We start from the raw sequence: 19,028 nt of genomic DNA on the forward strand, positions 1-19,028 counted from the left end.
GGCTGCGGCGAGCGTTAAATTAAGTCATGTATATTCATAGGGATAAAAATAAATTCGGCGTAATGATGAATTTATTGCAATAAACCTCTTGTGCATTCACCATTTTTATGAGTAAATGCAAGTCGGCCTGTAATCCAGACCTATTTATGTTCGAGTTTAGAGTTAAGCAGTTCCTCCAAAAACGTTATCATCCGATTCCGCTTCAAAGACGAACCTTCTAAGTACCTCCCATAAGTAATGTTTCTGAAATGGCCGCAATTGCCTCTTATGGCAGGTTTTGTAAATATATTTAAAGGTAAAAGTAATGTCTAAGAAGACTGGTCAAGTTAAGTGGTTCAACGAAAGCAAAGGTTTTGGTTTCATTGAGCAGCACGACGGCGGCAAAGATGTATTCGTACACTTCTCCGCAATCATGACCGACGGTTTCAAGACCCTGGCTGAAGGCCAGCGCGTCGAGTACACCATCCAGGATAGCCCGCGCGGGCCGGCTGCCGCCAACGTAGTTGCTCTGTAAGAAGACAGGGAACGCGTATAAAGAGATCTTAATACAACCATGGTGACGCTTCAGCGCTGAGTCATGCGGAAGATATTAAGTTCAACAAGCCCGCCTTAGTGCGGGTTTTTTATTTTTTTGCTCACGAGAGGTTTGTTACGAAAAACTTTAGGATGGGCTGGTAGCGTCCAGACAATATAAAAAATGACGTTGTCAAGGATGCTCAAGTAAAAGGATATAAGTTATGTTTAAAAATACTGTGTTAAGAATGGGTCGTGTGAAATGGTTTAATCAGGCCGAAGGCTATGGTTTTATTTCACCGGTAGATGGCAGCGACGAAATCTATGTCAACCGCAACGCTATCGCCAACACCAAAAATAAGTCGTTGAACGAAGGTCAGAACGTTGAGTTCTCGATCTATCGCAGCTCGCATGGGCTGTCCGCGGCAGACGTTATCGCGTTCTGATCGCATCCTCCTTACTCGCCAGTGCCGGTGTCGCCACCCGCAAGCACTGGCGAAGATAAATCCCGCGATATCCACTATTATCAGGCCATTGCCTACTCGCCACGGATATCAGGATGACCACCCCGACCATTTCCCTTACCGCCGCTCGCGCACTGCACCTTGCCGCCCAGGGGCTGCTTTCTCCGCTTAAACGCCAGGCTCGGCCCGATGATGTCGTGAGCGCGATCCAGCGCATGGGGCTGTTACAAATCGATACCATTAGCGTCGTCGCCCGCAGCCCGTATCTGGTGCTGTTCAGCCGTTTGGGGGCCTATCAGCCTGAGTGGCTGGAGCAGGCGCTCGCCGGCCGCAAGTTGTTCGAGTATTGGGCGCACGAGGCCTGTTTCCTGCCGATCGAGGATTTTGGTCTGTTGCGGCATCGCATGCTGGCGCCGCAGGATATGGGCTGGAAATACTCGGCCGACTGGGTGCAGCAGCACCAGGCGGCGATGGACAACCTGCTGCGGCACATCGAACAACAGGGGCCGGTGCGTTCCGCCGACTTCAGCGCCGAGAAGAAAGGCAACAGCGGGTGGTGGGACTGGAAACCGGAGAAACGGCACCTGGAGATCCTGTTTACCGCCGGCAAGCTGATGGTGGCCGAGCGTCGCAACTTCCACCGGGTTTACGATCTGACCGAAAGGCTGCTGCCGGCCTGGGATGATGCGCGTCATGCGCTGCCTGCGGAGCGGGCGCGCCGGCAGATGTTGCATCGCACCTGCCGCTATCTGGGCATTTTCCGCGCCGAGTGGTTGGCGGATTATTATCGGCTGAAACGCGTGGCGCCAAAAGCCTTGCTGGCAGAGCTGCAGGCGCAGGGGGAAATTTCGCCGGTGCAGGTAGAGGGGCTGGAAGGGCAGTTCTATGTGCATGAATCACTGGCGGAACTGCTGCCGCTGGCGGAGCAGGGCAAACTGAAATCGACGGTCACCAGCCTGCTGTCGCCTTTTGATCCGGTGGTGTGGGATCGCCGCCGGGCGCTCGAACTGTTCAACTTTGACTATCGGCTGGAGTGTTACACGCCGAAAGAAAAACGCCGCTATGGTTACTTCACGTTGCCGGTGCTGCATCGGGGCGAGCTGGTGGGGCGGATTGACGCCAAGGCGCACCGTCGCCAGGGCATCTTCGAGATCATCAGTTTCCATGCGGAGCCACAGGTGCGCTTCGGCAAACAGCGAACGCAGGATATCCGGCAGGCCATCGCGCGCACGGCCAAATGGCACGGTGCGCAACGCGTCGCGCTGGGCGACATTCCGACCGCGTTGGCCGCGGAATGGGGTGCCGGCTGGGAAGTGGGATAACGAGCGACGCCGTCGGTGGGGTAAAACGAAGTGAAGCGTCGCTCGTTACAAAGGGGCTCAGTGGCTGAAGTTAGCGAACAGAGCGATGATTTTATGCAGACGTTTGATCATGTATCACGGCTTTCTTTTGTGATTTGTGTCACAAAATTCTACGCCGGGATGCGCCGCAGTTCAAGCTGTCGCGCCGACGCAGTGAGGAAATATCGGCGCCTTGGCGCCGCCGATGATTAACCTGAGGCCGGGCGTTATGCTATCCTCACTGCCTTTCCCAGATGACCTATCCCCTAGCGGAGGATGCATGGACCACCGTTTACTCGAAATCGTTGCCTGCCCGGTATGCAACGGCAAACTCTATTTCAATAAAGAAAACCAGGAACTGGTGTGCAAAGCGGATGGGTTGGCTTACCCGCTGCGTGACGGCATTCCGGTGCTGTTGGAAAATGAAGCGCGTGCGCTGTCGCTGGATGAGAAGCACGCATGAGTTTTATCGCTATTATTCCCGCCCGCTACGCCTCAACCCGTTTGCCGGGCAAACCGCTGGCCGATATTCACGGCAAGCCGATGGTGGTGCATGTGATGGAGCGCGCCCGTGAGTCCGGCGCCAGCCGCGTCATCGTGGCGACCGATCATCCTGAAGTCGCCAAAGCGGTGGAAGCCGCCGGCGGCGAAGTGTGCATGACCAGCCCGGATCACCATTCCGGCACCGAGCGTCTGGCGGAAGTGATCGCGCACTACGGCTTTGCCGACGACCAGATCATCGTTAACGTGCAGGGCGATGAGCCGCTGATCCCACCCGTTATCGTGCGGCAGGTGGCGGAAAACCTGGCGGGCAGCCAGGCTGGCATGGCGACGTTGGCGGTGCCGATCGAGAGCGCCGAAGAGGCTTTCAACCCCAATGCGGTGAAGGTGGTGATGGACGCGCAGGGCTACGCGCTCTATTTCTCACGCGCCACCATTCCGTGGGATCGCGAGCGTTTCGCCGCGTCGAAAGAGAGCATCGGCGACAGCCTGCTGCGTCATATCGGCATCTACGCATACCGTGCGGGCTTCGTGCGCCGCTACGTCAGCTGGGCGCCGAGCCAACTGGAGCAGATCGAGCTGTTGGAACAGCTGCGCGTGCTGTGGTACGGTGAAAAGATCCACGTGGCGGTCGCGAAAGCGATCCCGAGCGTGGGGGTCGATACGCCGGAAGACCTCCAGCGCGTGCGCGACAGCATTCAACCCTGAGCCTGATTTCGTCGGCGCGCCGCGCAACGCGCCGACGATGCAACACCCCCATTATTGATCCCCGTTTTGTTGATCTGCGTTGAAGAATTTTTCCGCTCGCCGTTCGATGATGTTACGCATCCCCCTAATTAGCCTGAGGTGAATGCCTTATGGAGCAGTTACGTGCCGAACTGAGCATTGTTCTGGGTGAGTCCATCAGCCGGCTGGAGCGGGTGAGCGAACAGCCTTATGCACATATGTATTCGCTGTACGATCGGCAGGGCAACGCGATCCCGCTGATGGCGAAAAGCTTTATCTGTCGGGGCATCGCCCAGCAGGAAGCGTACAAGCTGTCGATGCTGGCGCGCGACGGGGATATTCGCCTGCCTACGGTGTATGGCGTGGTGTGTACCCACCAGGCGCCGTATACGGAAATCCTGCTGATCGAGCGCCTGCGCGGCGTGTCGGCTGAGGCGCCGACGCGCTCGCCGGATCGCTGGAATATGCTGATGGAGCAGATCGTTGACGGGATATTGGCCTGGCACCGCATCGACAGCCACGGCAGCGTCGGCAGCGTTGACAGCACGCAGGAGAATGACTGGTTTTGCTGGTATCAACAGCGGGTCGAAGTGCTGTGGGCGACGGTGGTCAATCTCACTACCCCGCAGTTGACCATGGCGGATCGGCGTTTGCTGTACCGCACGCGCGAAGCGCTGACCCATTTCTTCGTCGGCTTCGATGATCCCTGTGTTCTGGTGCACGGTAACTTATCGCTGCACAGCATGCTGAAAGATCCCAAAAGCGATCAACTGCTGGCGATGCTCAATCCCGGCGTAGTGCTGTGGGCGCCGCGCGAATACGATCTTTTCCGCCTCAGCGAGGAGGGCATGCCCAGCCAGCTGTTGTTCAGCTATCTGCAGCGGGCACCGGTCGCCGACGCTTTCCTGGCGCGGCGCTGGCTATATGTGGTGTGGGAAGCGGTAGGGCGTTTGATCCATACCGGCAAGCTGGAGCGGCGGCCGTTCGACTATGCGTCGCAACAGCTGCTGCCCTGGCTGGCCGGTTGAACGAGCTTTACTCTGCGCCGGCGCTATCTGCGCCCTTCAGCCATTGCCACAGACTACCCAGCGTTTCATACCAGGCGCGCTCGGTATGGCCGAGGAACATTGACGACGGTGTGGCGCGATCCCAGATATTCAGCGGCGAGTCGATCGCCAACTGGTTGGCCGGCGCCGGGATCGGGTGCAGCCCCTTAGCCTTGAAGAAACGCATGGCGCGTGGCAGATGGTTGGCGGAGGTCACCAGAATGAACGGTTGCTCGCCGACCAATTTGGCGACCTGAGCGGCCTCTTGCTCGGTATCGCGCGGTTCCCCCAAGATCACCATATCACTGCGCGGCACGCCCAGGCTTTCGGCCACCAGCGCCGCAGTGGCAGCGTTGCTTTGCATGGGGCCGGCGGACGCACCGGTGAACACCATCCTGGCGCCGGGATGTGCAAGGTAGAGCCGCACGCCTTCCGTCACGCGCGGCAGACTGTTGCCGAGCAGGTTTGAACTGGGCGCCCAATCGGGATTGTAGGTATAGCCTCCGCCCAACACGACGATGTAGCTGATCGGATCGTTACCGCGATAAGTCTGGTATTCGGCTTCGATCGGCCGCAGCAGCCGGTCGGCCACCGGTTGCAGGCTGAAAAGCAGTAAAAACAGCCAGCTCAGCGTGAAAATCGTCTTACCGCTTTTTTGCCAGCGGGTGAACCACAGCAGCAGCAGCGCCAGCCCCATCAGCAGCATCAACAGCGGCAGTGGCATCAGCAGGGCGCCAAAGAACTTTTTCAGGTTGAACAGCATCGAAAATCAGATCCTTTTGGGTGAAAAAGCGGCATCCAGGTATAAACAGGCCGCAAGAAGATACATTCTAAGTCAGTCTGTGCCAAAATAGCAGGTTTGAATGGGCGTGCGCTTTGCCGCCGACAAGAATGAGATCAGCGGAGCCGTTGTCCATGCAGGATCGCAATTTTGACGATATTGCTGAAAAATTTGCGCGTAATATTTACGGCACCACGAAAGGAAAAATCCGCCAGGCGGTAGTTTGGCAGGATCTGACCGGGCTGCTGGCGCAGTTGCCGCAGCGGCCGCTGCGCATTCTCGACGCCGGGGGCGGTGAAGGCCATATGGCCTGCCAACTGGCAGAATTAGGACATCAGGTGTTGTTGTGCGATCTTTCTGGTGAGATGATCCAGCGCGCCGCGCAGCTGGCGGAGCAGAAAGGTGTGAGCCAGAACATGCAATTCGTACAAAGTTCTGCGCAGGATATCGCTCAACATTTGGAACAGCCGGTTGATCTGATATTGTTTCATGCAGTGCTTGAATGGATCGCCGAGCCCGAAGCGGCGCTGCAGGCGTTGTATGACTGCCTGACGCCGGGCGGCGCACTGTCGCTGATGTTCTTCAACGCCAACGGCCTCTTGATGCGCAACGTGGTGTTGGGTAATTTCCAACTGGTGGATCCCGAGGTCAGACGGCGCCGCAAGCGTTCGCTGTCGCCGCAATATCCGCACGATCCGCTATTGGTCTACGGTTGGTTGGAACAACTGGGCATGCGCATCGGCGGCAAAACCGGCGTGCGGGTGTTCCACGACTATCTGCAGAGCAGACAGCTGCAAACACAAAAATTTGAAGAGTTACTGGCGCTTGAACAGCACTATTGCCGGCAGGAGCCGTACGTGAGTTTGGGGCGCTATATTCACGTCATGGCGCATAAACCAAACCTGAAGGACGAACTATGAGTGAATTTTCCCAGACAGTACCCGAACTGGTCGCCTGGGCACGGAAAAATGATTTCTCTATTTCGCTCCCTACGGAGCGTCTCGCATTTCTGCTCGCCATTGCTACCCTGAACGGCGAACGGCTGGACGGCGAGATGAGCGAAGGTGAGCTGGTTGATGCATTTCGCCATGTCAGCAAGGGTTTTGAACAGACGCATGAAACGGTGGCGATGCGTGCCAACAATGCGATTAACGACATGGTGCGCCAGCGCCTGTTGAACCGTTTTACCAGCGAGCTGGCGGACGGCAACGCGATTTACCGCCTGACGCCGCTGGGTATCGGCATTACCGATTACTATATTCGCCAACGCGAATTCTCCACGCTGCGTTTGTCGATGCAGCTGTCTATCGTGGCGCAGGAACTCAAACGCGCCGCCGATGCCGCCGACGAGGGCGGCGACGATTTCCATTGGCACCGCAACGTGTTCGCGCCGTTGAAATATTCGGTGGCGGAAATCTTCGACAGCATCGACATGACCCAACGCGTGATGGATGAGCAGCAGCAGAGCGTGAAGAACGACATCGCGGCGCTGCTGAGCAAAGATTGGCGGGCGGCGATCTCCAGCTGCGAGATGCTGCTGTCGGAAACCTCGGGCACCCTGCGCGAGCTGCAGGATACGCTGGATGCGGCGGGCGATAAGCTGCAGGCCAACTTGCTGCGCATCCAGGACGCAACCCTCGGCAACGTGGAACTGGGTTTCGTCGATAAGCTGGTGTTCGATCTGCAAAGCAAGCTGGATCGCATCATCAGCTGGGGGCAGCAGGCGATCGATCTGTGGATCGGCTACGATCGCCACGTGCATAAATTTATCCGTACCGCTATCGATATGGACAAAAACCGCGTGTTCGCCCAGCGCCTGCGCCAGTCGGTGCAAACCTACTTCGACCACCCATGGGCGCTGACCCATGCCAATGCCGATCGTCTGCTGGACATGCGCGACGAAGAACTGGCGCTGCGCAGCGATGAAGTGACCGGGGAACTGCCACCGGATCTGGAGTTTGAAGAGTTCAGCGAGATTCGCGAACAGCTGGCGGCGATGATCGAAGAGGCGCTGAAGGTGTACCAGGAACAGCAGATGCCGCTCAACCTTGCGGCGGTGATGCGCGATTATCTGGCGCAATATCCGCGTGCGCGTCATTTCGACGTGGCACGTTTAGTGGTCGACCAGGCAGTGCGCCTCGGTGTGGCTGAAGCAGATTTCTCAGGGTTGCCGGCGGAATGGCAGGCAATCAATGATTACGGAGCCAAGGTCCAGGCCCATGTCATCGACAAATATTGAACAAGTAATGCCAGTCAAGCTGGCCAAGGCGCTGTCCAACTCGCTGTTTCCGGCATTGGATAGCCAACTACGCGCGGGTCGTCACATCGGTATCGATGAGCTGGACAACCACGCCTTTTTAATGGATTTCCAGGATGAGCTGGAAGAATTTTACAACCGTTACAGCGTCGAGCTGATTCGGGCGCCGGAAGGTTTCTTCTATTTGCGCCCGCGCTCCACCACGCTGATCCCGCGTTCGGTGCTGTCCGAGCTGGATATGATGGTGGGTAAGATCTTGTGCTACCTGTATCTCAGCCCCGAGCGCCTGGCGCACGAGGGCATTTTCAGCCATCAGGAGCTGTACGACGAGCTGCTGAGCCTGGCCGATGAGAACAAGCTGCTGAAGTTCGTCAACCAGCGTTCTACCGGTTCGGATCTCGATCGGCAGAAGCTGCACGAAAAGGTGCGCACCTCGCTGAACCGTCTGCGCCGCCTCGGCATGGTCTATTTCATGGGCAATGACAGCAGCAAGTTCCGCATTACCGAGGCGGTGTTCCGCTTCGGCGCCGACGTGCGCAGCGGCGACGATCCGCGTGAAGCGCAGCTGCGCATGATTCGCGACGGCGAGGCGATGCCGGTTGAAACCAGCCTGTCGCTGAACGATGAGAATGACGCTGAGGATCAGCAGGTTGATAACGCTCCTGACGGTGCAGAGGATGAACAGGAATGATTGAACGCGGTAAATTTCGCTCGTTGACGCTGGTTAACTGGAACGGCTTCTTCGCCCGCACCTTTGATCTGGATGAGCTGGTGACCACGCTGTCCGGCGGTAACGGGGCGGGGAAATCCACCACCATGGCGGCCTTCGTCACCGCACTGATCCCCGACCTGACGCTGCTGCACTTCCGTAACACCACCGAAGCGGGCGCCACCAGCGGTTCGCGCGACAAGGGCCTGCACGGCAAGCTGCGCGCCGGCGTGTGTTACTCCACCCTTGACGTCGTCAATTCACGCCACCAGCGCGTGGTGGTTGGCGTGCGTCTGCAGCAGGTGGCAGGGCGCGACCGCAAGGTCGATATCAAACCGTTCACCATTCAGGGGCTGCCGACCGCGGTTCAGCCGACTGAATTGCTGACCCAGACCGTGGGTGAGCGCCAGGCGCGCGTGCTGTCGCTGCAAGAGTTGAAAGAGCGCGTGGAAGAGATGGAGGGCGTGCAGTTCAAGCAGTTCAACTCCATCACCGATTACCACTCGCTGATGTTCGATCTGGGCGTGATCCCGAAACGCCTGCGTTCGTCCGCCGATCGCAGCAAGTTCTACCGTCTGATCGAAGCGTCGCTGTACGGCGGTATCTCCAGCGCCATCACCCGCTCGCTGCGTGATTACCTGCTGCCGGAAAACAGCGGCGTACGCAAGGCGTTCCAGGACATGGAAGCGGCGCTGCGCGAAAACCGCATGACGCTGGAAGCGATCCGCGTCACCCAGTCGGATCGCGACCTGTTCAAGCATTTGATCTCCGAGGCCACCTCCTATGTGGCGGCGGACTATATGCGTCATGCCAACGAACGCCGCATCCATCTGGACGGCGCGCTGGCGCTGCGCAGCGATCTGTTGGGCAGCCGCAAGCAGCTGGCCGCCGAACAGTATCGCCATGTGGAAATGGCGCGCGAGCTGAGCGAACAGAGCGGCGCCGAATCCGATCTGGAAACCGATTACCAGGCCGCCAGCGACCACCTGAATCTGGTGCAGACGGCCATGCGTCAGCAGGAGAAGATCGAACGCTATGAAGCCGATCTGGAAGAGCTGACCTACCGTCTGGAAGAGCAGAACGAAGTGGTGGCCGAGGCGAGCGAACAGCAGGCCGAAAACGAAGCGCGCGCCGAAGCGGCCGAGCTGGAAGTGGATGAGCTGAAGAGCCAGCTGGCCGACTACCAGCAGGCGCTCGACGTGCAGCAGACCCGCGCCATTCAGTATCAGCAGGCGCTGCAGGCGTTGGAGCGCGCGCGCGCGCTGTGCCAACTGCCGGATCTGACCGCCGACAACGCCGAGCAGTGGCTGGATACCTTCCAGGCCCGCGAGCAGGAAGCGACCGAAGCGCTGCTGATGCTGGAACAGAAGCTGAGCGTGGCCGACGCCGCGCACGGCCAGTTCGAGCAGGCCTATCAGCTGGTGGGTAAAATCGCCGGCCAGGTCAGCCGTAGCGAAGCCTGGCAGTGCGCGCGCGAATTGCTGCGAGACTGGCCTTCGCAGCAACACCTCGCCGAGCGCGTTCAGCCGCTGCGCCTGCGCCTGAGCGAGCTGGAACAGCGCCTGCGCTCGCAGCAGGACGCCGAGCGCCTGCTGCAAGAATTTTGCAAACGCCATGGCCAAGAGTACCAGCCGGACGATCTCGACATGCTGCAACAGGAGCTGGAAGAGCGCCTGGAAGCGCTGTCGCAGAACGTCAGCGAAGCCGGCGAACGCCGCATGGAGATGCGCCAGGAGCTGGAGCAGATCCAGCAGCGCATCCGTGAGCTGACGGCGCGTGCGCCGGTGTGGCTGGCGGCGCAGGACGCCCTGAGCCAGCTCAGCGATCAGAGCGGAGAGCCGCTGGAAAACAGCCAGCAGGTGACCGAATACATGCAGCAGCTGCTGGAGCGCGAGCGTGAAACCACCGTCGAGCGCGACGAAGTGGCGGCCCGCAAGCGCGAAGTGGAAGCGCAGATCGAACGTCTCAGCCAGCCGGGCGGCGCGGAAGATCAACGCCTGGTCACCTTGGCCGAACGTTTCGGCGGCGTGTTGCTGTCGGAAATTTACGATGACGTCACCATCGACGACGCGCCTTACTTCTCGGCGCTGTACGGCCCTTCGCGCCACGCCATCGTGGTGCCGGATCTGTCGCTGGTGCGCGAGATGCTGGAAGGGCTGGAAGATTGCCCGGAAGATCTCTACCTGATCGAAGGGGATCCGCAGTCGTTCGATGACAGCGTATTCGCCGTCGAAGAGCAGGACAAAGCGGTGGTGGTGAAAATCGCCGATCGCCAGTGGCGTTATTCCCGCTACCCGGAAGTGCCGTTGTTCGGCCGCGCGGCGCGCGAAAACCGCCTGGAAGTGCTGCATGCCGAGCGTGAAACGCTGGCGGAACGCTACGCCACGCTGTCGTTCGACGTGCAGAAAACTCAGCGTTCGCACCAGGCTTTCAGCCGCTTTATCGGCACCCATCTGGCGGTGGCGTTCGACGCCGATCCGGAAGCGGAGATCCGCAATCTGAACGCCCGTCGCGGCGAGATCGAGCGTGCGCTGAACAATCACGAAGCGCAGAATCAGCAGCAGCGTCAGCAGTACGACCAGGCCAAAGAGGGCATTTCCGCGCTCAACCGCCTGATGCCGCTGGTGTCGTTGCTGAACGATGAAACGTTGCAGGATCGCGTCGACGAGATCCGCGAAGAGCTGGAAGAAGCGCAGGACGCCGCGCGCCACATTCAACAGCACGGGGTGTCACTGACCAAACTGGAGCCGCTGCTGTCGGTGCTGCAGAGCGATCCGCAGCAGCATGAACAGCTGCAGCAGGACTACGCGCAGGCGCAAAGCGTGCAGCGTCAGGCCAAACAGCAGGCGTTCGCGTTGACAGAAGTGGTGCAGCGTCGCGCACACTTCAGCTATACCGACTCCGCCGGCATGCAGAATGCCAACAACGATCTCAACGACAAGCTGCGCCAGCGTCTGGAACAGGCGGAAGCCGAACGCGCCCGCGCCCGTGAGCAGCTGCGTCAATATCAAACCCAGTTCACCCAATACAGCCAGGTGCTGGCCTCGCTGAAAAGCTCGTATGACGCCAAGCGCGACATGCTGAAAGAGCTGAGCCAGGAGCTGGTGGATATCGGCGTGCAGGCCGACGCCAACGCCGAAGCGCGCGCGCGTCAGCGCCGCGACGAGCTGCATGCGGCGCTGAGCAACAACCGCGCTCGCCGCAATCAGCTGGAGAAACAGCTGACCTTCTGCGAAGCCGAAATGGATGGCCTGCAGAAGAAACTGCGCAAGCTGGAACGCGACTATCATCAGCTGCGCGAGCAGGTGGTGACCGCCAAGGCGGGGTGGTGCGCGGTGATGCGCCTGGTGAAAGACAACGGCGTGGAACGCCGCCTGCACCGCCGCGAGCTGGCGTACATGGATGGCGACGAGCTGCGCTCGATGTCGGATAAGGCGCTCGGCGCGCTGCGTCTGGCGGTGGCGGACAACGAACACCTGCGCGACGTGCTGCGTCTGTCGGAAGATCCGAAGCGGCCGGAGCGTAAGATTCAGTTCTATATCGCGGTGTACCAACACCTGCGCGAGCGTATCCGCCAGGACATCATCCGCACCGACGATCCGGTCGAGGCCATCGAGCAGATGGAGATTGAGCTGGGCCGTCTGACCGAAGAACTGACCGCGCGCGAGCAGAAGCTGGCGATCAGTTCGAAAAGCGTGGCCAACATCATTCGCAAAACCATTCAGCGCGAGCAGAACCGTATTCGCATGCTGAACCAGGGTCTGCAGGCCGTTGCCTTCGGCCAGGTGAAGAGCGTCCGTCTGAACGTCAACGTGCGCGAAGCGCATGCCACTCTGCTGGACGTGCTCTCCGAGCAGCAGGAACAGCATCAGGATCTGTTCAACAGCAACCGCCTGACCTTCTCCGAAGCGCTGGCCAAGCTGTATCAGCGCCTGAATCCGCAGATCGACATGGGGCAGCGCACGCCACAGACCATTGGCGAGGAGTTGCTGGACTACCGCAACTACCTGGAAATGGAAGTTGAGGTGTACCGTGGTTCCGACGGCTGGCTGCGTGCGGAAAGCGGCGCGTTGTCTACCGGTGAAGCCATCGGTACCGGGATGTCAATCCTGGTGATGGTGGTGCAGAGCTGGGAAGAAGAATCCCGCCGCCTGCGCGGTAAAGATATCTCGCCGTGTCGCCTGCTGTTCCTCGATGAAGCGGCGCGTCTGGATGCCAAGTCGATCGCCACGCTGTTCGAACTGTGCGATCGTCTGGAGATGCAGCTGATCATCGCGGCGCCGGAAAACATCAGTCCGGAGAAGGGCACCACCTATAAACTGGTGCGTAAGGTGTTCCAGAACCACGAGCATGTGCACGTGGTGGGGCTGCGCGGTTTCGCCGGCGAGCCGCCGGCGCTGGGCACTGCGCCGGTCGAAACGCCGTAACGCAGAAAAACGCCCTAAAAATCCGAAAATAGCCGCCGCAGGGTGGCTATTTTTTTGTGCGCGTGGATGATAGTCCTGCTTTTTTATCCGTTGAAAAGCGGTTAGTTTAATCACATAAACAGTTATTCGACGCCCGCAGGGCGAAACGGCCTTTCTGTTTGTATACTGAAACTATATGCAGTTTTTGACGTTTTTTTTTGTGAGCATACAGGGGGCAAGGGATGTTGCTTAAAAAGGGAAACTCTCTACGACGTTTGGCGCTGAGTGGCGCTATCGCCTGTAGTCTTGTGTCGTCGTTTTCCGCCTTGGCCACCGTAACGGCGTTACCGGTGGCAACAGCAGGCATGTCCGTTGCGCAGAGTCGTTCTGAACTGCTGGCCGCGTTGCCGCGCGGTATGGATCTGCACTACCTTTCCACGCTGGCGCCGCTGTATGCGGCGAATCATATGCAGCCGATGTGGCAGGATCGCGAGGCCGTTCAGCAATTTCAACAGCAGCTGGCCGAACTGGCGATGTCCGGCGTACAGCCGCAGTTCACCCAGTGGGTGAAGATGTTGACCGATCCGGCGCTCAGTGAAGCGGGCCGCGATGCGGTGTTGTCCGATGCGATGCTGGGCTATTTGCAGTTTGTATCCGCCATCGGCGCCAACGGCAACAACTGGCTGTACAGCAATATTCCTTACAAGCTTGGTTTGCCGCCCACGGCGGTGATCAATCAATGGCAGTTGGCGGTGCGCCAGGCGCGAACCCTGAGCTACGTGAATTCGCTTGCGCCGCAGCATCCGCAATACGCCAAGATGCATCAGGCGCTGCGTGACATGCTGGCGGACAACCGCCCCTGGCCGCTGGTGGGCAGTGGCCCGAGCCTGCGCCCAGGCCAAATGAGCAACGATATCCCGGCGCTGCGTGAGATCCTGACGCGCACCGGCATGCTGGCCGCCTCGGCGCCGGAAGCGGAGCCGGAGCCGGCGGTAGTCTCGGCGAAGAGCAATGAACCCGACGACGGCGGGCTGACGGTAGACGAAGAGAAAAGCCGCGTGACGGTCAGCCCATCGGCGGCGCCGGTGACGGAGTTGACCGCGGAACAGACGCCGCCGCAGATTGGCAGCGTGGTGAGCGACAACCTCTATACCAACGAGCTGGTGGAGGGCGTCAAGCGTTTCCAGAAATGGCAGGGGTTGACGGCGGACGGCGTGATCGGCGTGCGCACCCGCGAGTGGCTCAACGTGTCACCGAAAACCCGCGCCGCGCTGTTGGCGCTGAATATCCAGCGCTTGCGCATCTTGCCGGGGCATGTCGGCACCGGCATTATGGTGAACATTCCCAACTACTCGCTGACCTACTATCAGAACGGCAACGAAGTGTTGTCCTCCCGCGTTATCGTCGGGCGGCCGAGCCGCAAGACGCCGTTAATGAGCAGCGCGTTGAACAACGTGGTGGTCAACCCGCCTTGGAACGTGCCGACTACGCTGGTGCGTGAGGATATCGTGCCGAAGGCGATGCGCGACGGTAACTATTTCCAGAAACACGGCTATACCGTGCTGTCAGGCTGGAGCAACGATGCGGAAGTGATCAACCCGGCGATGATCGACTGGAGCATGGTTTCTGCGCGCAACTTCCCGTATCGCGTCCGTCAGGCGCCGGGGGCCACCAACTCCCTGGGGCGTTTCAAGTTCAATATGCCGAGCTCGGATGCCATCTACCTGCACGATACCCCGAACCACAGCCTGTTCCAGAAAGACATCCGCGCGCTCAGCTCCGGCTGCGTGCGGGTGAACAAGGCTTCCGATTTGGCGAATATGCTGCTGCAGGATGCCGGCTGGAACAATAGCCGCGTTTCCTCCACGCTGAAAGAAGGCAATACCACTTATGTGAATATTCGCCAGCGTATTCCCGTAAAACTGTATTATCTGACCGCCTGGGTTTCGGATGATGGCCAACCGCAATTCCGTACAGATATTTACAATTATGATAATACGGTGAGATCGGGCGCACAAATTTTGGCTCAGGCCAAAAAATTAATGCAGTAAATGCAGTAATTATAAATAAATAACGGTCAGAATGTTTGGCTATACCGCAGGCCCTCGTAGCCGGGGGCCTGTAAACCTAGGCGTATCGCGGGTTGACTCAGCATACGCAGGCGGTTATGGTTCGGACAGTGCGCTGCTTTGTGCATTTATTTTGACATTCTTGCCGGGTTTAACAGAGTCATGGACAAAATTGATCATCATCGCCGTAAATGGCTGGCGCTAGGTGGCGCCGCTATGGGCATAGCACTGCTTCCAGGGCAGGCATTTGCCAGTCTTTCCACCGCTCGACCGCGTATTTTAGTGCTGAATAACCTGAATACCGGTGAATCTATTAAAGCCGAGTTCTTTGACGGCAAAGGCTACAATAAAGAAGAGCTGGTTCGGCTAAATCATCTGTTCCGCGATTATCGCGCCAACAAGGTTAAATCGATCGATCCTAGCTTGTTTGATCACCTCTATCGCCTGCAGGGGCTGCTGGGTACCAGCAAGCCGGTGCAGCTGATCTCCGGTTACCGTTCCGTAGATACCAATAACGAATTGCGCGCGCACAGCCGTGGTGTGGCCAAGCACAGCTACCATACCAAGGGCCAGGCGATGGATTTCCATATTGAAGGTATCCAATTGAGTAATATCCGTAAAGCGGCGTTAAAAATGCGCGCTGGTGGTGTAGGATATTACCCACGTAGCAACTTCGTGCACATCGATACCGGCCCGGTTCGGAGCTGGTAATCGCGGTGCCCTCAGTGAATAACGCCGCTCCTTGCGGAGGCGGTGTTATTGTCGTTGGAGCCTTATGAAATACCATCTTATTCCCGTTACCGCCTTTAGCCAGAATTGCAGCCTGATCTGGTGTGAAAACACGCAGCAGGCGGCGTTGGTCGATCCCGGCGGCGAAGCGGAAAAAATCAAAGCGGAAGTGGCGAAACAGGGTGTGACAATCACGCAGATTTTGCTGACGCACGGCCATTTGGATCACGTCGGCGCGGCGGCGGAGCTGGCGGAACATTATCAGGTGCCGATTTACGGCCCGGATAAAGAGGACGCTTTTTGGCTGGATGGTTTGCCGGCGCAGAGCCGGATGTTCGGGCTGGAAGAGTGTGCGCCGCTGACCCCGACCCGTTGGTTGTCGGAAGGCGATGAGATGCAGGTGGGCGAGATGACGCTCAAGGTGTTGCATTGCCCTGGGCACACACCGGGCCACATCGTCTTTATCAATGAGCAGGCGCGTTTGGCGCTGGTGGGTGACGTGCTGTTTAACGGCGGCGTGGGGCGCAGCGACTTCCCGCGCGGTGATCATCAGGCGCTGATCGCCTCTATTCGCACCAAGCTGCTGCCATTGGGCGACGATATGCGCTTTATTCCCGGCCACGGCCCGATGTCGACCTTTGGCCACGAGCGCCAGACCAATCCGTTCCTGCGCGAAGAGCCGGCGGTGTGGTAACGATTATTTCCCGGCCGAAATAATCAAGGGCGCATAGAGCGCCCTTTTTTTATGACTTATGACCTGCGTCGATGCTTTTAGAGCACGGCGACGATGGCTTCACACAGCGGTGCCATGTTGTCCGGCGTCATGCCGGCCACGTTCACCCGGCCCGAGTTCACGGCGTATACACCGAACTCTTCACGCAGACGCAGCACCTGTTCTTTGGTCAGGCCGCTGAATGAGAACATGCCATTCTGCTGGATGATAAAGCTGAAGTCCTGTTGTGCGCCTTTCTCCTGCAGGGTGTTCACGAACAGCTGACGCATGCGGTGAATGCGCTGGCGCATGTCGGTCAGCTCCTGCTCCCACATCGCGCGCAGGGCGTCGTTGCCCAGAATGGTGGCGACAACGGCCGCGCCGTGCGACGGCGGGTTAGAGTAGTTGGCACGAATGGCCGCTTTCACCTGGCTGAAGGCGCGATCGGCGGTTTCGGCATCGGCAGCTACAATGGTGCAAGCGCCGACGCGCTCATTGTACAGGCCGAAGTTTTTCGAGTAGGAGCTGGCGACGATCAGCTCTTGATGTTTGGCGGCGAAAATACGCAGACCCTGCGCATCCTCTTCCAGACCGTTGGCGAAGCCCTGGTAGGCGAAGTCGAACAGCGGCAGCCAGCCATTGGCGGCGGAAAGCTCAGCCAGCTGTGCCCACTGTTCCGCCGTTGGATCGATACCGGTCGGGTTATGGCAGCAGCCGTGGAACAGCACAACATCACCGGCCTGAGCCTGTTTCAGGCTGTTCAGCAGGCCGTCAAAATCCAGCGCGTGGTTGGCTGCGTCGTAGTAGGCGTACTCCAGCACTTCCAGACCAACGGCGCTAAAGACGTTCTTGTGGTTCGGCCAGCTTGGGTTGCTGATCCAGATGCGTTTGGCGCTGGTCTGGTTGGCGATAAAGTCTGCCGCCACGCGCAGGCCGCCGGTGCCGCCTGGCGTCTGTGCGGTGCGCGCGCGACGATCGGTGACGATCGGGCTCTCTTGACCGAACAGCAGCTCTTGCGTGCAGCTGGCAAACGCCGGGATGCCTTCAATGCCGAGATAGTTTTTGGTGGTCTCGTTTTCCAGCAGATACTGTTCAGCTTTTTTTACGCTGGTCAGCACCGGGGTTTTGCCGGTTTCGTCTTTATAAACGCCAATGCCTAAATTGATTTTATTCGGGCGGGCGTCGGCGCGGAAAATGTCGGTCAGGCCCAGGATCGGGTCGGCGGGTGCGGCGGTGATTTTTTCAAACATGTCAGGTGCTTCCAAATCTCGGAGTTAAGCAGACAGAAGCATCAGGGTAGCGCCAGTTATCGGCTTTGCCAACCGTTTGCGATAAAAACACCGCGATCTTGTGAACGGGAAGGATTCGACAGAAAAAATGAGGGATAAGGGGAAATCTGCAGGATAAAACGTTACCGGCAGACACAAATAAAAACAGGGCCGAAGCCCTGTTTTTTTAACTTAGCCGACGGTGAACCGCCGTTAAGCGAGACAACTTAGAACTGGTATACCAGACCAACAGCTACGATATCGTCGGTAGCGGTGCCGGTTGCTTTGGTGAACTCGTTGTCATCCAGCAGGTTGATTTTGTAATCAACGTAGGTGGACATGTTCTTGTTGAAGTAATAGGTGGTACCAACAGAAACATATTTAACCAGATCCTGGTCAGAACCCACGCCTGGGACGTTCAGGTTTTTACCTTTAGATTGCAGGTAAGACACTTCTGGACGCAGACCGAAGTCGAACTGGTACTGAGCAGTCACTTCGAAGTTCTGAGTTTTGCTCGCGAAGCCGCCGCACTTGTCATCGGTAGCTGCACAGCCTGCACCGAAGTTACCGCCGCCGAACGGAGTCATGTTACGGGTTTCTGCGTACATCGCCGCCAGGTAAACGTTGTTGGCGTCGTATTTCGCACCCACGGTCCATGCGTCAGCCTTGTCGCCACGCTCGTTGGAACGCAGTTTTTGGTCGTCGGTACGGTTAGAAGACGCGTATGCAGCACCGAAGCTTACGCCTTCGCCGATGTCATAAGTAGAGGAGATGCCCCAGCCGTCGCCGTTTTGTTTCTTGACGTTACGGCCGTCGTTCTGGTTTTTGCCCTGGTACTGAACGGCGAAGTTCAGACCGTCAACCAGACCGAAGAAGTTGTTGTTACGATAGGTCGCAACGCCGTTGGTACGGCCGGTCATGAAGTTGTCGGAGTAGGTGTAGGTATCGCCACCGAACTCTGGCAGCATATCGGTCCAGCCTTCCACGTCGTACAGTACGCCGTAGTTACGGCCGTAGTCGAAGGAGCCGTAGTCAGCGAATTTCAGACCCGCGAAGCCCAGACGGGTTTTGGTGCCTTCGGTGCCCTGAGATTCGGAGTGGTTAGCCTGGACGTTGTATTCCCACTGGCCGTAACCGGTCAGTTGGTCAGTAATCTGAGTTTCACCTTTGAAGCCGAAACGAACATAGGTCTGATCGCCGTCATTACCTTTATCGTCGGAGAAGTAGTGCAGACCGTCAACTTTGCCGTACAGATCCAGCTTGTTGCCGTCTTTGTTGTAGATTTCAGCTGCGTTTGCTGCACCAGCAGCCAACAGAGCCGGGATAACCACTGCAAGAATGTTGCGCTTCATCATTATTACCCTCATTGGTGTTATTCGGACACCTTTGCCACTGCCGCCAATAATTCCTTGGGAACTATTGTTGATAGATTGGTGTCGTCCTGTGTCTGAACGCAGTGTTCCATTCACAGGCGGGTTAATCTAGGACGAAAATGATACCAATGTCG

Annotated in this window: 16 protein-coding genes; 13 read left to right on the forward strand and 3 right to left on the reverse strand. The window is 58.2% G+C overall.

Translation table 11 applies throughout. From position 1 onward, the window contains the following. The first annotated feature begins 304 nt into the window (after nt 1–304). The 6 genes from cspE (at nt 305) to ACJ8PN_RS04160 (ending at nt 4,572) form a co-directional block, all read left to right on the forward strand. Entirely contained in the window at nt 305–514 is a 210-nt protein-coding gene (cspE, locus tag ACJ8PN_RS04135) for a transcription antiterminator/RNA stability regulator CspE (protein WP_004928244.1), read from the forward strand. 223 nt (nt 515–737) lie between these two features. Beyond that, nucleotides 738–959 carry a cold-shock protein gene (locus ACJ8PN_RS04140; RefSeq protein ID WP_171453706.1) on the forward strand — a complete coding sequence of 74 codons (222 nt, stop codon included), beginning with the start codon at nt 738–740 and terminating at the stop codon, nt 957–959. Nucleotides 960–1,072: 113 nt separating this feature from the next. Next, nucleotides 1,073–2,299 carry a winged helix-turn-helix domain-containing protein gene (locus tag ACJ8PN_RS04145; protein ID WP_411261475.1) on the forward strand — a complete coding sequence of 409 codons (1,227 nt, stop codon included), beginning with the start codon at nt 1,073–1,075 and terminating at the stop codon, nt 2,297–2,299. Nucleotides 2,300–2,597: 298 nt separating this feature from the next. After that, a complete protein-coding gene (locus ACJ8PN_RS04150; protein ID WP_004928237.1) occupies nt 2,598–2,780 on the forward strand; it encodes a Trm112 family protein in 183 nt (60 codons plus the stop codon). Further along, nucleotides 2,777–3,526 carry a 3-deoxy-manno-octulosonate cytidylyltransferase gene (gene kdsB, locus ACJ8PN_RS04155; RefSeq protein WP_004928235.1) on the forward strand — a complete coding sequence of 250 codons (750 nt, stop codon included), beginning with the start codon at nt 2,777–2,779 and terminating at the stop codon, nt 3,524–3,526. Before ACJ8PN_RS04150 ends, kdsB begins: the two co-directional genes overlap by 4 nt. A 149-nt stretch (nt 3,527–3,675) precedes the next feature. Beyond that, entirely contained in the window at nt 3,676–4,572 is an 897-nt protein-coding gene (locus tag ACJ8PN_RS04160) for a YcbJ family phosphotransferase (protein WP_411261476.1), read from the forward strand. 7 nt (nt 4,573–4,579) lie between these two features. Here the strand turns inward: ACJ8PN_RS04160 and elyC are convergent, their stop codons facing one another. Further along, nucleotides 4,580–5,353 carry an envelope biogenesis factor ElyC gene (gene elyC / locus ACJ8PN_RS04165; RefSeq protein ID WP_286094022.1) on the reverse strand — a complete coding sequence of 258 codons (774 nt, stop codon included), beginning with the start codon at nt 5,351–5,353 and terminating at the stop codon, nt 4,580–4,582. Between the two features lie 152 nt (nt 5,354–5,505). Here elyC and cmoM point away from each other — a divergent pair, with 152 nt between their 5' ends. The 7 genes from cmoM (at nt 5,506) to ACJ8PN_RS04200 (ending at nt 16,235) form a co-directional block, all read left to right on the forward strand. Next, nucleotides 5,506–6,291, forward strand: a complete 786-nt coding sequence (gene cmoM / locus ACJ8PN_RS04170) for a tRNA uridine 5-oxyacetic acid(34) methyltransferase CmoM (RefSeq protein ID WP_015377334.1) — start codon at nt 5,506–5,508, stop codon at nt 6,289–6,291. After that, a complete protein-coding gene (mukF, locus tag ACJ8PN_RS04175) occupies nt 6,288–7,610 on the forward strand; it encodes a chromosome partition protein MukF (protein ID WP_015377335.1) in 1,323 nt (440 codons plus the stop codon). The genes cmoM and mukF overlap by 4 nt, the downstream gene beginning before the upstream one ends. Then, on the forward strand, nt 7,591–8,319 hold the full coding sequence (mukE, locus tag ACJ8PN_RS04180; RefSeq protein ID WP_004928226.1) for a chromosome partition protein MukE: 729 nt from the start codon (nt 7,591–7,593) through the stop codon (nt 8,317–8,319). The genes mukF and mukE overlap by 20 nt, the downstream gene beginning before the upstream one ends. Then, complete coding sequence (gene mukB, locus ACJ8PN_RS04185; RefSeq protein WP_131164415.1) at nt 8,316–12,764, forward strand: chromosome partition protein MukB; 4,449 nt, start codon at nt 8,316–8,318, stop codon at nt 12,762–12,764. Before mukE ends, mukB begins: the two co-directional genes overlap by 4 nt. Nucleotides 12,765–12,985: 221 nt before the next feature. Continuing rightward, nucleotides 12,986–14,794, forward strand: a complete 1,809-nt coding sequence (gene ldtD / locus ACJ8PN_RS04190) for a L,D-transpeptidase (RefSeq protein ID WP_171453711.1) — start codon at nt 12,986–12,988, stop codon at nt 14,792–14,794. A 180-nt stretch (nt 14,795–14,974) separates the two neighbouring features. Next, nucleotides 14,975–15,523 carry a YcbK family protein gene (locus ACJ8PN_RS04195; protein WP_004928217.1) on the forward strand — a complete coding sequence of 183 codons (549 nt, stop codon included), beginning with the start codon at nt 14,975–14,977 and terminating at the stop codon, nt 15,521–15,523. Between the two features lie 64 nt (nt 15,524–15,587). Continuing rightward, on the forward strand, nt 15,588–16,235 hold the full coding sequence (locus ACJ8PN_RS04200) for an MBL fold metallo-hydrolase (protein ID WP_015377338.1): 648 nt from the start codon (nt 15,588–15,590) through the stop codon (nt 16,233–16,235). 77 nt (nt 16,236–16,312) lie between these two features. Here the strand turns inward: ACJ8PN_RS04200 and ACJ8PN_RS04205 are convergent, their stop codons facing one another. Both ACJ8PN_RS04205 and ompC read right to left on the reverse strand, forming a co-directional pair. Beyond that, on the reverse strand, nt 16,313–17,503 hold the full coding sequence (locus ACJ8PN_RS04205) for an amino acid aminotransferase (protein ID WP_131164412.1): 1,191 nt from the start codon (nt 17,501–17,503) through the stop codon (nt 16,313–16,315). Nucleotides 17,504–17,748: 245 nt separating this feature from the next. Continuing rightward, the gene (gene ompC, locus ACJ8PN_RS04210; protein WP_274543117.1) at nt 17,749–18,876 is read right to left on the reverse strand and encodes a porin OmpC; all 1,128 of its coding nucleotides are present in this window, start codon (nt 18,874–18,876) and stop codon (nt 17,749–17,751) included. Nucleotides 18,877–19,028: the final 152 nt, after the last annotated feature.

This window comes from Serratia sp. CY76391 (assembly GCF_052166695.1).
GTDB classification, from domain to species: Bacteria; Pseudomonadota; Gammaproteobacteria; order Enterobacterales; family Enterobacteriaceae; genus Serratia; species Serratia nematodiphila.

Coding starts and splice junctions, on each gene's coding strand:
- ACJ8PN_RS04200 (WP_015377338.1), top strand. CDS start 15,588: ATGAAATACCATCTTATTCCCGTTACCGCCTTTAGCCAGAATTGCAGC.
- ACJ8PN_RS04160 (WP_411261476.1), top strand. CDS start 3,676: ATGGAGCAGTTACGTGCCGAACTGAGCATTGTTCTGGGTGAGTCCATC.
- ACJ8PN_RS04145 (WP_411261475.1), top strand. CDS start 1,073: ATGACCACCCCGACCATTTCCCTTACCGCCGCTCGCGCACTGCACCTT.
- cspE (WP_004928244.1), top strand. CDS start 305: ATGTCTAAGAAGACTGGTCAAGTTAAGTGGTTCAACGAAAGCAAAGGT.
- ldtD (WP_171453711.1), top strand. CDS start 12,986: ATGTTGCTTAAAAAGGGAAACTCTCTACGACGTTTGGCGCTGAGTGGC.
- ACJ8PN_RS04140 (WP_171453706.1), top strand. CDS start 738: ATGTTTAAAAATACTGTGTTAAGAATGGGTCGTGTGAAATGGTTTAAT.
- ACJ8PN_RS04195 (WP_004928217.1), top strand. CDS start 14,975: ATGGACAAAATTGATCATCATCGCCGTAAATGGCTGGCGCTAGGTGGC.
- kdsB (WP_004928235.1), top strand. CDS start 2,777: ATGAGTTTTATCGCTATTATTCCCGCCCGCTACGCCTCAACCCGTTTG.
- mukB (WP_131164415.1), top strand. CDS start 8,316: ATGATTGAACGCGGTAAATTTCGCTCGTTGACGCTGGTTAACTGGAAC.
- ACJ8PN_RS04150 (WP_004928237.1), top strand. CDS start 2,598: ATGGACCACCGTTTACTCGAAATCGTTGCCTGCCCGGTATGCAACGGC.
- mukE (WP_004928226.1), top strand. CDS start 7,591: ATGTCATCGACAAATATTGAACAAGTAATGCCAGTCAAGCTGGCCAAG.
- elyC (WP_286094022.1), bottom strand. CDS start 5,353: ATGCTGTTCAACCTGAAAAAGTTCTTTGGCGCCCTGCTGATGCCACTG.
- mukF (WP_015377335.1), top strand. CDS start 6,288: ATGAGTGAATTTTCCCAGACAGTACCCGAACTGGTCGCCTGGGCACGG.
- ompC (WP_274543117.1), bottom strand. CDS start 18,876: ATGATGAAGCGCAACATTCTTGCAGTGGTTATCCCGGCTCTGTTGGCT.
- ACJ8PN_RS04205 (WP_131164412.1), bottom strand. CDS start 17,503: ATGTTTGAAAAAATCACCGCCGCACCCGCCGACCCGATCCTGGGCCTG.
- cmoM (WP_015377334.1), top strand. CDS start 5,506: ATGCAGGATCGCAATTTTGACGATATTGCTGAAAAATTTGCGCGTAAT.